The sequence below is a fragment of the Halarcobacter anaerophilus genome (genome assembly GCF_006459125.1).
GTDB lineage: Bacteria > Campylobacterota > Campylobacteria > Campylobacterales > Arcobacteraceae > Halarcobacter > Halarcobacter anaerophilus.
In genome coordinates this window covers 2,680,582-2,695,032 of sequence record NZ_CP041070.1, presented here as the reverse complement: position 1 = coordinate 2,695,032, position 14,451 = coordinate 2,680,582, and the positions used below count along the sequence as shown (strand labels likewise).

The following is a 14,451-nucleotide window of genomic DNA, read 5'->3' as shown; positions in this document are numbered from 1 at the left end:
AAACTATTTAACACTTTTTAGCTATAATCGCAAAAATTTATAGAATTACAAATCACAAAACATAGGATTATTATGTCAAAACAACTACTTCAAAAGCAAGCTGATACAATAAGATTTTTAGCTGCTGATATGGTTCAAAAAGCAAACTCCGGACATCCTGGTGCACCAATGGGAATGGCGGATATAGCAACAGTATTAAGCTCTCATTTAAATTTAAATCCCGCAAATGATAAATGGTTAAACAGAGATAGATTGGTATTTAGCGGCGGGCATGCTTCGGCTTTAGTATATTCATTACTTCATCTTTGGGGATTTGACGTAAGTCTGCCTGATATGAGAGAATTTAGACAATTTAACTCAAAAACACCCGGACACCCTGAATACGGTCATACTCACGGTGTAGAGATAACAACGGGACCTTTAGGTCAAGGTATTGCAAATGCCGTAGGTTTTGCAATGGCAGCAAAATATGCACAAAACCTTTTAGGAAAAGATGTAATCACTCATAAAGTATATTGTCTTTGCGGAGATGGAGATTTACAAGAAGGGATCTCATATGAAGCATGTGCAACGGCAGGGCACTTAGGTTTGGATAATCTAATATTAATTTATGATTCAAACTCTATTACTATTGAAGGTGATACTTCTATTTCTTGGAGTGAAAATGTTAAAAAAAGATTTCAAGCAGCCAATTTTGAAGTTTTAGAAATAGACGGTCATAATTTTGATCAAATTGATAAAGCAATAGTTACTGCAAAATCTTGTGATAAACCTGTAATTATCATAGCAACTACTTCAATAGGTAAAGGTGCTTCAACATTGGAAGGAAGCCATCATACTCACGGAGCTCCTTTAGGCGAAGAAGAGATTAGAGAATCAAAAATTAAAGCCGGTTTTAATCCTGATGAAAAATTTGTAGTTCCTTATGATATTAAAGGAGCTTTTGATAAATTAATCAAAGGTGTTGAAGCTGAAAATGCTTGGAAAGAGTCTTTAAGCCAAGAAACAAAAGAAAAAATCAAAAAACTACAAAACCCGGATTTTGATTCTATTGTTTATCCTGAATTTGAAGAAGGTACATCTGTAGCGACAAGAGCATCAAACCATCAGATTTTAAATGCAATCGCAAAAGCAATCCCTGGCTTTTTAGGTGGAAGTGCCGATCTTGCTCCGTCAAATAAAACAGAATTAAAAGGTCTGGGTGATTTTCCAAACGGAAGAAATATCCACTTTGGAATTAAAGAACATGCAATGGCAGCAATGACAAATGCAATGAATCTTTATGGATTATTTAGGGTATTTTCTGCAACATTCTTTGTATTTTCCGATTATTTAAAACCAAGTGCAAGAATTGCAGCTTTAGCAAGTATTCCACAACACTTTATTTGGACTCACGATTCAATCGGCGTTGGAGAAGACGGACCTACGCACCAACCTATAGAACACTTAAGTCAATTTAGAGCTTTACCGAATTTTTATACATTTAGACCGGCAGATGCTACGGAAAATGTTGAATCATGGAAAGTTGCTTTAAAAATGAAATCACCTACGGCATTTGTTTGTTCAAGACAAGGTCTGCAAGTATTGAAAAACGAAAGAGCATACGGAAATGTTGAAAACGGCGGTTATTTGCTGAAAAAAAGAGAAGGTGCTACAGTTACGATAATGGCAAGCGGTAGTGAAGTATTTTTAAGTTTGCAAGTTGCTTGTAAGTTAGAAGAAGAGGGAGTTAAAGCAAATGTTGTTTCTGTTCCTTGTTTTGATCTTCTTTTGGAGCAAGATAAAGAGTATATCAGTACGATTATAGATCCAAATACAAAAGTCTTTGCAGTTGAGGCAGCAAGAGGCTTGGAGTATTATAAGTTTGCGGACGTAGTTTACGGTATGGTTACTTTCGGAGCTTCAGGACCTGCGTCAGAACTGTTTAACGAGTTTGGATTTACTCCTGAAATATTAGTAGAAAAAATTAAAAAAGAGTTATAGAAGGAAGGGGATAGGTCTTCCCCTTTTTTTCTTTTTTAAAAAAATATATCAATTTATCTTGATATATTGATATAAAATTGTTATAATACTTTTTAAGGAGTTTATCATGGATATTTTTTTAAAAACAGTCTCTTCTTTAAATGATGAAACAAGAGTAAAGATATTGAAATTTATAAATATTCACGGTAAATGTTGTGTATGTGACTTGGAAAACTCATTTGATATGATTCAATCAAGGCTTTCAAGACATTTAAAGATATTAAAAGAGGCAGGCTTTTTAAGAGTTGATAGAGTAGGCAGATGGGCTTATTATTCTATTAGAACTCCTCTTGATGAGTTTAGACAAGCAAGCATCAAAGAGATTATGACTTTAGATGTAACTCTACCGGATTTAAAAAAGGTTTGTGAAATAAAATGAGAGAAACACTATTTGTTTACGGGACACTAATGCCAAATTGTCCAAATGCTTATGTATTAGAAAATATTGTAGGAAAGTTTATTCCTGCTACTGTTAAGGGAAAATTAGTTGATGCAGGCTGGAGTGCCAGTATGGGATATCCCGGTATGAAACTTGATGAAAACGGGGATACGGTTCATGGTTTTCTTTTTTACTCAAGTAATCTAATAAATCATTGGGATTTTTTAGATGAGTTTGAAGGAAGAGAGTTTGAAAGAACACCGATTAAAGTAGAAAGATACGATGAGTTGGAAGTAGAGACTTTTGTATATACTTTAAAACCTGAAGTTGAAGAGATGTTGGAAGAGTAATCAAAGATTACTCTTTTTTTTATAAAATATATCAATATATCTTGATGTATTGAAATAAAAGGAAATAGATGTTTTTAGCAAGTTTAATTTTTATTGTTACACTCATTTTTGTTATATGGCAGCCAAAAAATCTGCAAATAGGAACAAGTGCCGTTATAGGTGCAAGTGCTGCTTTATTATTTGGAGTTGTTAATTTTAAAGATGTAATAGATGTAACAACAATAGTTTGGGATGCAACTTTTGCTTTTATAGGTATTATTCTTCTTTCAATGGTATTAGATGAAATTGGTTTTTTTGAGTGGTGTGCTATAAAAATGGCAAGAGTTTCTAAAGGAAGCGGAAATAAAATGTTTATATATTCTCTTCTTTTAGGTTCTTTAGTCTCTGCACTTTTTGCAAATGACGGAGCGGCTTTGATTCTTACACCGATTTTGCTTGCAAAAATGAGAGTATTAAAATTAAATACAAAAACAATTTTGGCATTTTTATTAGCAGGTGGATTTATAAGTGACAGTGCTTCTTTACCTTTTGTTTTTTCAAATTTAACAAATATCGTTACGGCAAACTATTTTAATATAGGTTTTGCCCAATATTTGGCAAATATGATAGTTCCTTATATTGTTAGTACCGTAGTTTCAATTATTGTTTTATGGATATTTTTAAGAAAAGATATTCCCAAAAAAGTAGATGTCTCTTTGTTAAAAAAAGCAGATGAAGTTTTAAAAAACAGAGCACTTTTTAAATTCTCTTGGTTCTTTTTAGCTCTTCTTATCTTTGGATATTTTATAGGCGATATCTTTAATTTGCCAATCTCTTTATTTGCCCTTGGAGGAGCAATTATTTTTTTGATTATTGCAAGTTATACAAAAAGTGCAAAGCTCTGGCTTACAATTAAAACAGCACCTTGGCAGGTTGTATGGTTTAGTATCGGTCTTTATATTGTGGTATACGGATTAAAAAATGCTGGACTTACGGATTATCTAAGTATTGTTTTAAATGAGTTGGCTCAAAAAAGTAATCTTATAGCAGTATTGGGAACAGGGTTTATTTCTGCTTTTTTAAGTGCCCTTATGAATAATATGCCCACAGTCATGATAATGGATATTTCATTAAAAGATATACCCAATGAAGCTTTGGCTTATGCAAATATAGTAGGGTGTAATTTGGGACCTAAAATGACTCCTTTTGGAAGTTTAGCAACTCTTCTTTGGCTTCACGTTTTAAATAAAAAAGGTGTCAAAATCAGCTTTTGGCAATATAGTAAATTTGGACTTATGGTAACGCCACCTGTACTATTTATAGTCTTGCTGTCATTAGTTTAAAAAATTAAAAAAGGAAAAAAAGTGAAAAAAGTTTTGATTTTATGTACTGGAAACTCTTGCAGAAGTATTATTGCAGAAGCTCTTATAAATGCAAAATTAGAAGAAGTTTTAGCCCATTCATCAGGAGTAAAAGCCAGCGGTAGAGTTAATCCAAATGCAAAAAAACTTTTAGAGCAAAAAGGAATTTGGAAAGAGCAGTATCATAGTAAAACTATTGATAAGATTTTAAACAATGAATACGATTTAGTCGTAACGGTTTGTGATCATGCAAATGAAACTTGTCCTATGTTTCCAAAGCCTGTAAAAAAGATTCATGTGGGGTTTGAAGATCCTGACGGAAAAGATTTTAAGGCTTTTGAAAATATATATAAAGAGATAGAAGAAGTTTTACTTCCAAAAGTAGCAAATGCGCTTTTTTCATTGGATGATGAAAAAAATATTGTAAAAAGTTAAAAAAATTAGGAGGATAGAATGTTTACGCCATGGGAAAAATTTGTAGATTTTTTGGTATTTAGTCTTTTAGGTTTAGATAAGCAGTCTCATTTAACTCAAGCTTTACACTTTTTTATTTTTGATACAGTTAAGATATTTATTCTTTTAATAGTAATAATCTTTTTAGTATCTTATCTTAGAACTTGGTTTAATGTAGAAAAAGTAAGAGCTTACTTACAAGGAAAATCAGAGTTTACTGGAAATGTTTTAGCAAGTATTTTCGGAATAATAACACCTTTTTGTACGTGTAGCGCAATTCCTCTTTTCTTAGGTTTTTTACAAGCAAGAATTCCTCTTGGAGTAACGTTCTCTTTTTTAATCTCGGCTCCACTTAATAATGAAATTGCAATAGCAATGCTTTTTTCACTTTTTGGCTGGAAAATTACTGCTATATATATAGGTTTTGGACTTATCGTAGCTATAATAGGCGGATTTGTAATAGGTAAATTTAATATGCAGAAGTATATTTTACTTGACGTAAAACCGATGGAAGGGTGTTGTGAAAATCCAAATATTGCATTAAACAACAAACAAAGAGTAAAAGAGGCTTGGGATTATACTTTTGATATATTCAAAAAAATATATCTTTATGTAATTATAGGAGTAGCCGTAGGAGCGTTTATCCACGGTTATATTCCTACTGATTTTATTGCCCGTTATACAGGCGGTGATGCTTGGTATACAGTTCCTCTTGCTGTAGTTTTAGGTATTCCTATGTATGCAAGCGCGGCAGGAGTTATGCCTTTGGTTGAGGTGCTTACTTCTAAAGGTATGCTGCTTGGAAGTGCTTTATCTTTTATGATGGCAGTTACTGCACTTTCCCTACCTGAGGCTATGATATTAAAAAGATTATTGCATACAAAATTGATTGTTACATTCTTTTTGATAGTAGGAAGTGGTATAATTTTGATTGGATATATATTCAATACAATATTATAAAATAGAATTTTTTTAAGGATATAAAGATGAAAATAGAGATTTTGGGGACAGGTTGTTCAAAATGTGAGGCTTTAACACAAAACGTGAAAAAAGCCGTTGCCGATGCAGGAATTTTTGCACAAGTTGAAAAAGTAGAAGATATGGTTAAAATTATGCAATACGGTGTTATGAGTACACCCGGACTTGTTATAAACGGTGAAGTTAAATCCACAGGTAAGGTTTTAACGCCGGATGAAATAAAAGCTTATTTCCAAAAGTAGAGTTTTGAAAGAGGAACGTTTAGGACATATTTATGCGACTTTAGCATTTCTTTTTTGGGGAGGTTTATCCCCTGTCTATTTTAAAGAGGTTGCAGGTGTAGATGCTTTTGAAATTCTTTTGTATAGAATTATTTTTTCTGTTTTTACACTTCTTCCTTTTCTTTTTTTGAAAAAAGAGATTAAGTTACTTTTTTATATTTTAAGAGATTTTAGAAAAGTTAAGTATCTTTTTGCTTCAACTTTTTTTGTCTCTTTAAACTGGCTTATTTTTATATGGGCAATAGGAAATAACAAAATTCTGGAAACTTCTCTTGGATACTATATTAATCCTCTGGTAAATGTAGTTTTAGGTTTTTTATTTTTTAGTGAAAGAGTATCCAAATATCAGTATCTTGCTATTTTTATAGCTTTTATTGCTGTTTTATATCAACTTGTAACTTTGGGACATATACCTTATATTGCTTTTTCTTTGGCTCTTAGTTTTGGAATTTACGGGCTTCTTAGAAAAAAGATAAATGTGGGATCCCAAGTTGGACTTTTTGTTGAGGTTTTATTGCTATTTCCTTTCTCTTTGGGATATTTAATCTATTTATACTTAAATGGGAATATGGCTTTTATACAAAACAGTTCTTCATATACTTCTTTTATGCTTATTTTAGCAGGACTTGTAACTGTTGTTCCTCTTCTTTTTTTTAACAGTGCCGCAACAAGAATAAAACTTACAACTTTGGGATTTTTTCAATATATAGCTCCTACGGTATCTTTTTTATTGGCAGTTTTTGTTTATAAAGAGGAGTTTAATTTAGATAGACTTATTACCTTTATTTTAATTTGGATAGCTCTTGTTATCTTCTCTTTAGATTCCTTTATAAAAAGAAAAAGTAGTAGATGAAAACTTATTTTTCATCTACACATAAATCTTTTATAATCTCATCTTGTTTTGCACAAAAATTCCCATTTTTTTCAATTAAAAAAAGATCTTGAGCCTTTCCTTTAATAGAACTTAATTTGGCTGTTTCAATCTCTATACCGTAATCATCAAAAACTTTTGCTATATAGGCTAAAAGTCCTTTTTGATCTTCTGCTCTTACATTCATTGAAGCCAAATATGTTGTATGATTTGAATCTATCTCTATCCCCTCTTTTTTTATAATAGGAGTAAGAAGTTTTGTTTTTTTGCTCATATCAAAAGAGCTTTCTATAATTTGTGAAATATAGGTCAAATCTTCATTATCGACTTTTTCGGAGAAACTTATTTCAAAGAATTTTTTTTCATCATATAGTTTAAAGATATTCATTGTAGAAATATTTAAAAACTCTAATTTTCCTAATAAAAATCCCAAGTTTAAAGGAACTTTTCTAATAATTCTGATTATTAGATTAGTATTGTTTAAAATTTCATAATCAAAACTCTCCACTTTTTGTGCTTTTATTGCAATATTGATTATCTCATCGGCTTTAAGTTTTAAGAAAATATGATTTGAAGCGATATAAAAGATTTTCTTTTTCAAGATATTAGGAAGCTCTTTATATTTTTGAGATTTTTTAATTCTCTCTTGTTTCGCATTTCTTCTTGCACTTTCATTTAAAAGAGCACTATTCTCAAAAGCAGGTAAAGATTGTAAATAAAGCTGTTTTAAAAGTGAAGCAGTGGCACTTTTATATATATTGTCTCCTACAGCAGAAATATCGGCATAAGTTACTACAAAAAGCATTTTTAAAGCTCTTTTAGATTTTATTAATGCCGTAAAAGAGAGAATAACTTTTTCTGAATATATATCTTCACTTGTAGCAACTTTGCTCATCATATTATGATATCGAACCAGAAGGGCTCCTAATTGGATATATTCATGCTCAAAATCATAAGCTGTTGTCATATTCTTAAAAAGCTTTTCTCCTGAAATATGGTGGTCCGTAACTCTTCCTTTTCCTACATCATGAAGCAAAGAAACAATTCTAACAAGAGCTTTCTCTTTTTCATCTAAACTTTTATATAAAGAGTTTACATAAGAATCTTTTATATTTTCAAGTTGTTTTAAAGCTTTTATTGAGTGAATATCAACCGGATGTTGGTGATATCCGTCAAATTGCGGCTGATTTACTATTTTTTTTGTAATAGGCAACACAGTTTGAAAAAGTCTGCTGTTATAAATAAGTTTCATAAGCGCATAAAGATTCGGTTTTTGTAAAAGGAGTTTGATTATCTTTTTTAATTCTAAAGTCTGTTTATTTGGAAGTATACTTTTACTGGCATAATATATATATGATCTATCAAAACTTTTTACATCATTTGGCAGATTAATCAACTCTTTTAAAAGTTCTATCAGAGTTTTCGGTTTTGCATTAAAAGAGGTATATAATCTATTATCAACTATATATAGATTTTTTATATATCTATACTCTTTTAATTTATGGATATTCTCTTTTTCAAAGATAACTCTTCTTGTAAATTTTTTTACCATTATTGTTGAGAAAAAGTGTATTCGATGCAGAGATTCAAGAATTTTTGCCATACATTGTCTCTCTTTTGTCATTCTTGGAGTATGTTCAAACCCTAGTTTGGAACTAAGCTCCGGAAGAAGATCAAAATTTACTATATCAAGTTTCTTTTTTGCAATATTATGTAAAGCATTTCTAACTTGAAAGATATACTCTAATGCCGAACGATATTTTTTATATTCATCTTCCGAAAACTCTTTTCCTATAAGTTGTTTTACATCCGAAACTCCGAAAATAACAGTAGCCATCCAAAAAACCATATTGGATTCTCTCATTCCTCCGTAACCGTCTTTTATATTCGGTTCCATTTTTAGAGGATTTTTTAGTAGTCTTTGTTTGTGTTCTTCAAGTTTTTCCACTACAAACTCTTTCTGAGCAGTTTTTCTAATATTTCTTAAAACGGTTTGATATTCAAACCACAGCTGTTTTGAACCGTAAATCATTCTGGATTCCAAGATTGAAGTTTTTATCGTAATATCCTCTTTTACACCCTCTTCAATCTCTTTTATTTCATGAACTCTGGAACCTAATTTAAGCCCGCAATCCCAAGCTAGAGTAATTAACTCTTCCATTAAAGGTTTTATGTTGTAACCTTTTATATCTTTGTAAAGAATCATTAAATCAACATCGGAATAGACGCAGAGCTGTTCTCTTCCGTAACTTCCCAAAGCTACTAATATTACGGGAATAGAAGAACTCATAGGTTGATAATTGCCGAAATATTTTCTTTGCATATATTTATAAAGTTGGATTAAAAACTTATCGGTATGTTTTGTATGTTTTACAAAAAAATCTTTTCCGCCTGTTGTCTCAAAGGCGGTTTCTATTGAATTTAAATAGTTTTTGTAATAATTTCTAAATACTTTTGAAATTTCGAAATCTTTAGCATTTTTTGAAATCAACTCTTCAATTTGAAGATTTAGTTCAGTCATTCAAATATTCCTTATGAATATCAAGTTTTTTTCTAAGAGTAATTCTATTAAGTCCCAAATGTTTTGCCATTTGAACTTGAGATTTATATTTTTTGTTTGCAGCTTTTAAAATAGGGACTTCTAAAAGATATAAAAAATCTTTATAAGAATTCTCACCTTGCATATTTGCGTACATATAGTTTTCCATAAACATTAAAATTTCATCTTCCCCGATTGTTTCAAACAGATATGAAAAGTAGATAGATTTTCTAAGACTATGGGCATTGTTTGAGATATTAATCATCAATTTTGAAGGAATAATCTGATCCAAATCCAGCGTAATACTAGCCTCTTTTGAAAACTTTTGCGTTAAAGCTTTTACATCCTCTTCTCTCTCTTTTAAAGGAGGAAGTTCTATTGTTATTGAAAAAAGTTCTGAAAGTTTACTGTTTAATTCATCTTTTAATGTAGTAGCAATAACTCTAATTCCATTCTCGTTTACCCAGTTTATAAACAGATCAACATTTGTGATATTTTCAATTTTATCTATAATTACAGAACAATTTTGGAGATTGATTATATTATCACTTATATCCTGTTGCAGATTTTTTGCTTTAAATATAGGCGCTTTGGGCACTATATATTGAGAAAGAGATTTTTTCCCGACACCCGGTTCTCCCGAAATTAAAGCATTAACCTGTACACTTTGTAAAAGATGAGCTGAATTTAAAATCTCTTTTGAGTTTTTAGATATTGCTATATAGTTTTCCATTTTTTACCTTCTTAATTAATTATATTAAATCTTTATTTTTTCTTTGTTAAATATATAAATATAGATAACGCAATTAAGATAAGAGATATTCCTGTGATTAAATATAGTGCATTTATCATCTTATCATAATCATTTATCGCAATTTTAAATACAACCATCAAAGCCTCTATAGATAAGGCAATAATAATCGATATTAAAAATTTCGTAATCATTTTAGTTTCAACTTTGGCAGTTTTAGAGTAGCTTTTAAAATATACTTCCTGTTCTAAAATAGTTTTTGCCAAATCAAATATTGCAACTCCCAAAGTTAATGCAATAATAGGTTTAAATATGGTGTCTAAATTGAAGATGCCTCTTACCGTAAAAGAGTGGACAAATTCATATAAAGAGTAAAAAACCATAAACAAGGAGAGCAAAAACATTGAGTATCCCGCAACAGTATAAAAAGCTTTTGTTATAGTGTGAAAAGGTTTATTTAATTCAATTAAACTCAACCTCTCCAAAAGAGATTCTATTTGAAAATCAAAAAACAGAATATAATTGCCCTCTTTAACCGACATAGTAATACAACTGTTTTTGGTTGCATTGCTTACATAAGGAGTACTAAATGCAACACAGTGTTCTTTGAAGTGAAGTTTAGAAAGCAAATACTCTCTTGATACATTTTGAGCACTTTTTTCTATTCTGTTTTTAAAATAGTTTGGTGAGATTTGTAGTTTAGTATCTTTGTTTATTATATATACTAATTCTAAAGAGGGAAACATAGAGAAAATTTCTTTAAAATTTGATTCTCTTAGTGCCTTTAACTCCCCAAGTTTCAGTAAACTCTCTTGTAAAAAGTTTTCAATTTTATCTTGATTTTGGAAATATACTTCTAAATATTCCTTCATTTAAGACTCCTTGTTTAATCTGATATTATATCATACTGTATATAAATTGTATGTATAAAATATAAACAATTATCTAAAAAATAAGAATCTGTTCATATATTAAAAAAATGTAACAAATAATCTACAAAAATGTAATACTTGTAAAAGTTCGACGTTTAGGGACTTCTTTTATTTAAAAGTCAAAAAAACGGTATTTTTTTGTATAAATAATATACATATTAAATGAAAAATTAACTTATTTATCTGATAGAATTTCGTCATAACATTTTTGTAAAGGAAAAATATGGAAAATTTTGCTGATGTAAAATATATTCTTGACGGATTCTTATTTGTTGTAATGGGAGTCTTAGTAATGTGGATGGCTGCAGGTTTTGCAATGCTTGAGTCTGGTCTTACAAGATCAAAAAATAATGCAACGGTTTTAACTAAAAATATTGCATTGTTTGCAATCTCTTGTATTATGTATTACTTCATAGGTTACAACTTAATGTATGGAGAAGGTTCTTCTTTTATGGGAAGTTTCTCTACTATTAGTATGGAAACTGGTGCGGATGCTTCATATCCGGTACCTGCAGACTTCTTCTTTCAAGTTATGTTCGTAGCTACTGCTGCATCTGTTATTTCAGGATCAATTGCTGAAAGAATGAAATTATGGCCATTTTTAATCTTTGTTGTTGTTTTAAGTGGTGTTATTTATCCAATCCAAGGTCACTGGGTTTGGGGTGGAACTGAACTTGGCGGTTTAATTGCAGGTTTCTCTGATTTTGCCGGTTCTACACTTGTTCACTCTGTCGGTGGATGGGCTGCATTAGCTGGTGTTCTTATCCTTGGAGCTAGAAAAGGTAAATATACAAAAGACGGTAAAGTTAAACCAATCCCTGGTTCAAACTTAACACTTGCTACACTTGGTACATTCATTTTATGGATGGGATGGTTTGGATTTAACGGTGGTTCACAATTAGCATTAGGTTCAAAAGCAGATATTGAAGGTATTGCTTTAGTAGTTGCTGATACAAATATGGCAGCAGCTGCAGGTGCAGTTATGGCAGCTTTATTAACTCAACTACTTTACAAAAAAGTTGATTTAACTATGGTTTTAAACGGTGCTTTAGCAGGACTTGTATCTTGTACTGCGGGACCTGATTTAGGTATGTTAGTTGCATTTATTGAAGGTTTAGTAGGTGGTGCTATTGTTGTATTTGCTGTTCCTTTCTTTGATAAATTAAGAATTGATGATCCAGTTGGTGCTTTATCTGTTCACTTAGTAGCAGGAATCTGGGGAACAATTGCCGTTGGTATTTTTAACCCTGATGTTACGATTTTAGCTCAAATCAAAGGTGTTGTTGTAATCGGAGCATTTGTATTCATCACATCTTTTATCGTATGGAAAATTTTAGATGTAATTATGGGATTAAGAGTAGATGAAGAGACTGAAATTACTGGACTTGATATCCACGAAACTGGATTAGAGTGTTACCCAGAGTTCAAAAAAGCTTAATAAATAGGTAGGATTAAAAATGAAAAAAATAGAAGCAATTATCAAACCTTTTAAACTTGAAGATGTTAAAGAAGCATTGGTAGAAAACGGAATCGCAGGTATGACTGTATCTGATGTAAAAGGATACGGTAGACAACAAGGTCACTCTGAATTATACAGAGGGGCTGAGTATGTAGTTGATTTCTTAGCAAAAATTAAAATTGAAGTAATCGTAAATGATGAAGATGTAGATGCTACACTTAATGTAATTGTAGAAGCTGCAAAAACCGGAAAAATAGGTGATGGTAAAATCTTCGTTACTCCAGTTGAAGAAGTTGTTAGAATCAGAACAGAACAAAGAGGTTCTGAAGCTGTATAACTTCTATTGGAAGTGTGAGATTTTATCTCCACTTCTATAAATAATATATACTTGTATATATATTATACAGGATACTACTTTTTAAATCTTTCAAAAAAATATATAATGCTCGCCAATTATATTAAGCGAGGATTAAAATATGGATTTACAATCAATAAATTATGTTATTGATACTTTTTTTACAATCTTTACAATGACATTAATAATATTTATGGTTCCGGGTTTTGCTATGTTAGAAGCAGGGCTTGTCAGAACAAAAAATGTTTCAACGGTGTTAATGGTTAATACGATGATTTATGCAGTAGCATCGCTTGCCTTTTTACTCATAGGATATCATCTTGCCTTTGGCGACTTCGGTAGTGAAACTATGTCAAAGTGGGCTGCATTTTTATTTCAAATGGCATTTGTCGGTAAAGTAATTAATATTATGTCAGGTGGAGTCAGTGAGAGAGCAAAAATTATTCCATTGGCTGTTTTTACAGTTATTATAGGAGCTTTGATTTATCCAACCGTAGTTAATTGGTCATGGGGAAATGATATGCTTGAAGGAACTATTTTGGATATTACTATGTATGATCTTGCAGGTTCAACTGTAATTCACAGTACAGGCGGTTGGGCACTTCTTGCTGCAATATTAGTAATAGGAGCAAGAAAAGGCAGATACCCTAAAGAGGGAGGAATTCGAGTAATTCCCGCTTCAAATATTCCTCTTGTTACTTTGGGTGCTTTTCTTTTATGGATTGGATGGTTTGGATTTAACGGAGGTTCTGTGGGAACAATTTCCTCAAAAGAAGCGGCAAATACGGTTGCTTTAACTATATTAAATACAAATACGGCGGGATTATCAGGAGCAATAATTGTTGCAATATTAATGTATTTGATGTATAAAAAATTTGATATTACAATGATTCTAAACGGAGCTTTAGGAGGATTAGTCGCAATTACCGCAGGTCCTGATTTATATAATATTTATACTCCTATATTAATCGGTGCAATAGGTGGAGTTTTAGTTGTTTTTGGTGTAAGTTTTTTTGATAAATTAAGACTGGATGATCCTGTAGGTGCTCTTTCCGTGCATTTATTAAACGGTATTTGGGGAACGATTGCAGTTGGAATATTTGCAAACAATGGCGAAGATATAACCTTATTAGGACAGATAAAAGGTGTTATTATTGTAGCGATTTTTGTATTTGTTACTTCATATATTATTTTATATATAATTAATAAAGTGATTCCTTTAAGAGCAAATAAAGATGAAGAGATGGAAGGTCTTGATGTTGACGAGTGTGGACTTGAAGCTTATCCTGAATTTAAGAGAGCTTTTTAAACAATAATATTGCTAAAATTTTAAATTATCAGTTATAAAAAGATAATTTAAAATTATTTAGTTAAAATATAACAATTAAAAAAAGGATTATTATGAAAAAAATCGAAGCAGTAATTAAACCATTTAAATTAGAAGATGTAAAAGATGCCTTAACACAAGCTGGAATTACAGGTATGACTGTATCAGACGTAAAAGGATACGGTAGACAACAAGGTCATTCGGAACTTTATAGAGGTGCTGAATACGTAGTTGATTTTTTACCTAAAATAAAAGTTGAATTAGTTGTTGCAGATTCTGATGTTGATTCTACAATCGATATTATTATAAATTCTGCAAAAACAGGTAAAATAGGTGACGGTAAAATATTTGTATCGACAATTGAAAAAACAGTAAGAATCAGAACAGGAGAAGAGAACGAGGACGCAATATAGT

15 protein-coding genes are annotated in these 14,451 nt (G+C 31.0%); 12 read left to right on the top strand and 3 right to left on the bottom strand.

Annotated features, from left to right (window positions below; genetic code table 11):
* Nucleotides 1-72 precede the first annotated feature (72 nt).
* The 8 genes from tkt to rarD all read left to right on the top strand — a co-directional run bounded on the left by tkt (nt 73) and on the right by rarD (nt 6,656).
* Nucleotides 73-1,983: a transketolase gene (gene tkt / locus AANAER_RS13440; protein ID WP_044417017.1), complete on the top strand. Its 1,911-nt coding sequence runs from the start codon at nt 73-75 to the stop codon at nt 1,981-1,983.
* Nucleotides 1,984-2,089: 106 nt separating this feature from the next.
* Complete coding sequence (locus AANAER_RS13435) at nt 2,090-2,401, top strand: ArsR/SmtB family transcription factor (protein ID WP_044417019.1); 312 nt, start codon at nt 2,090-2,092, stop codon at nt 2,399-2,401.
* Entirely contained in the window at nt 2,398-2,751 is a 354-nt protein-coding gene (locus AANAER_RS13430; protein ID WP_044417021.1) for a gamma-glutamylcyclotransferase family protein, read from the top strand. Before AANAER_RS13435 ends, AANAER_RS13430 begins: the two co-directional genes overlap by 4 nt.
* 68 nt (nt 2,752-2,819) lie before the next feature.
* Entirely contained in the window at nt 2,820-4,073 is a 1,254-nt protein-coding gene (locus AANAER_RS13425) for an arsenic transporter (RefSeq protein ID WP_129082046.1), read from the top strand.
* A gap of 21 nt (nt 4,074-4,094) precedes the next feature.
* Nucleotides 4,095-4,526 carry an arsenate reductase ArsC gene (locus AANAER_RS13420; RefSeq protein WP_129082045.1) on the top strand — a complete coding sequence of 144 codons (432 nt, stop codon included), beginning with the start codon at nt 4,095-4,097 and terminating at the stop codon, nt 4,524-4,526.
* An 18-nt stretch (nt 4,527-4,544) separates the two neighbouring features.
* On the top strand, nt 4,545-5,504 hold the full coding sequence (locus AANAER_RS13415) for a permease (RefSeq protein WP_044417026.1): 960 nt from the start codon (nt 4,545-4,547) through the stop codon (nt 5,502-5,504).
* Between the two features lie 26 nt (nt 5,505-5,530).
* A complete protein-coding gene (locus AANAER_RS13410; protein ID WP_129082044.1) occupies nt 5,531-5,764 on the top strand; it encodes a thioredoxin family protein in 234 nt (77 codons plus the stop codon).
* 4 nt (nt 5,765-5,768) lie between these two features.
* On the top strand, nt 5,769-6,656 hold the full coding sequence (rarD, locus tag AANAER_RS13405) for an EamA family transporter RarD (protein WP_129082043.1): 888 nt from the start codon (nt 5,769-5,771) through the stop codon (nt 6,654-6,656).
* A 4-nt stretch (nt 6,657-6,660) separates the two neighbouring features.
* Here rarD and AANAER_RS13400 read toward each other — a convergent pair whose 3' ends face one another.
* The 3 genes from AANAER_RS13400 to AANAER_RS13390 are packed head-to-tail and all read right to left on the bottom strand — an operon-like array spanning nt 6,661 to nt 10,836.
* A complete protein-coding gene (locus AANAER_RS13400) occupies nt 6,661-9,195 on the bottom strand; it encodes a [protein-PII] uridylyltransferase family protein (protein ID WP_129082042.1) in 2,535 nt (844 codons plus the stop codon).
* The gene (locus AANAER_RS13395; protein WP_044417032.1) at nt 9,188-9,946 is read right to left on the bottom strand and encodes a transcriptional regulator; all 759 of its coding nucleotides are present in this window, start codon (nt 9,944-9,946) and stop codon (nt 9,188-9,190) included. The genes AANAER_RS13400 and AANAER_RS13395 overlap by 8 nt, the downstream gene beginning before the upstream one ends.
* Nucleotides 9,947-9,978: 32 nt before the next feature.
* On the bottom strand, nt 9,979-10,836 hold the full coding sequence (locus AANAER_RS13390) for a hypothetical protein (protein ID WP_129082041.1): 858 nt from the start codon (nt 10,834-10,836) through the stop codon (nt 9,979-9,981).
* A 283-nt stretch (nt 10,837-11,119) separates the two neighbouring features.
* Here AANAER_RS13390 and amt point away from each other — a divergent pair, with 283 nt between their 5' ends.
* The 4 genes from amt to AANAER_RS13370 all read left to right on the top strand — a co-directional run bounded on the left by amt (nt 11,120) and on the right by AANAER_RS13370 (nt 14,450).
* Nucleotides 11,120-12,334, top strand: a complete 1,215-nt coding sequence (amt, locus tag AANAER_RS13385; RefSeq protein ID WP_044417037.1) for an ammonium transporter — start codon at nt 11,120-11,122, stop codon at nt 12,332-12,334.
* Nucleotides 12,335-12,353: 19 nt separating this feature from the next.
* On the top strand, nt 12,354-12,692 hold the full coding sequence (locus AANAER_RS13380; RefSeq protein WP_129082040.1) for a P-II family nitrogen regulator: 339 nt from the start codon (nt 12,354-12,356) through the stop codon (nt 12,690-12,692).
* Nucleotides 12,693-12,831: 139 nt separating this feature from the next.
* Nucleotides 12,832-14,019, top strand: coding sequence for an ammonium transporter family protein (locus tag AANAER_RS13375; RefSeq protein ID WP_129082039.1), 1,188 nt, complete (start codon nt 12,832-12,834; stop codon nt 14,017-14,019).
* Between the two features lie 92 nt (nt 14,020-14,111).
* Entirely contained in the window at nt 14,112-14,450 is a 339-nt protein-coding gene (locus AANAER_RS13370; protein ID WP_129082038.1) for a P-II family nitrogen regulator, read from the top strand.
* Nucleotide 14,451 lies beyond the last annotated feature (1 nt).

What these genes read in the sequence shown, in the direction of transcription:
- AANAER_RS13370 (WP_129082038.1), top strand. Translation starts at nt 14,112, where the DNA reads ATGAAAAAAATCGAAGCAGTAATTAAACCATTTAAATTAGAAGATGTA.
- AANAER_RS13400 (WP_129082042.1), bottom strand. Translation starts at nt 9,195, where the DNA reads ATGACTGAACTAAATCTTCAAATTGAAGAGTTGATTTCAAAAAATGCT.
- amt (WP_044417037.1), top strand. Translation starts at nt 11,120, where the DNA reads ATGGAAAATTTTGCTGATGTAAAATATATTCTTGACGGATTCTTATTT.
- tkt (WP_044417017.1), top strand. Translation starts at nt 73, where the DNA reads ATGTCAAAACAACTACTTCAAAAGCAAGCTGATACAATAAGATTTTTA.
- AANAER_RS13415 (WP_044417026.1), top strand. Translation starts at nt 4,545, where the DNA reads ATGTTTACGCCATGGGAAAAATTTGTAGATTTTTTGGTATTTAGTCTT.
- AANAER_RS13390 (WP_129082041.1), bottom strand. Translation starts at nt 10,836, where the DNA reads ATGAAGGAATATTTAGAAGTATATTTCCAAAATCAAGATAAAATTGAA.
- AANAER_RS13425 (WP_129082046.1), top strand. Translation starts at nt 2,820, where the DNA reads ATGTTTTTAGCAAGTTTAATTTTTATTGTTACACTCATTTTTGTTATA.
- AANAER_RS13395 (WP_044417032.1), bottom strand. Translation starts at nt 9,946, where the DNA reads ATGGAAAACTATATAGCAATATCTAAAAACTCAAAAGAGATTTTAAAT.
- AANAER_RS13380 (WP_129082040.1), top strand. Translation starts at nt 12,354, where the DNA reads ATGAAAAAAATAGAAGCAATTATCAAACCTTTTAAACTTGAAGATGTT.
- AANAER_RS13435 (WP_044417019.1), top strand. Translation starts at nt 2,090, where the DNA reads ATGGATATTTTTTTAAAAACAGTCTCTTCTTTAAATGATGAAACAAGA.
- AANAER_RS13430 (WP_044417021.1), top strand. Translation starts at nt 2,398, where the DNA reads ATGAGAGAAACACTATTTGTTTACGGGACACTAATGCCAAATTGTCCA.
- AANAER_RS13410 (WP_129082044.1), top strand. Translation starts at nt 5,531, where the DNA reads ATGAAAATAGAGATTTTGGGGACAGGTTGTTCAAAATGTGAGGCTTTA.
- AANAER_RS13375 (WP_129082039.1), top strand. Translation starts at nt 12,832, where the DNA reads ATGGATTTACAATCAATAAATTATGTTATTGATACTTTTTTTACAATC.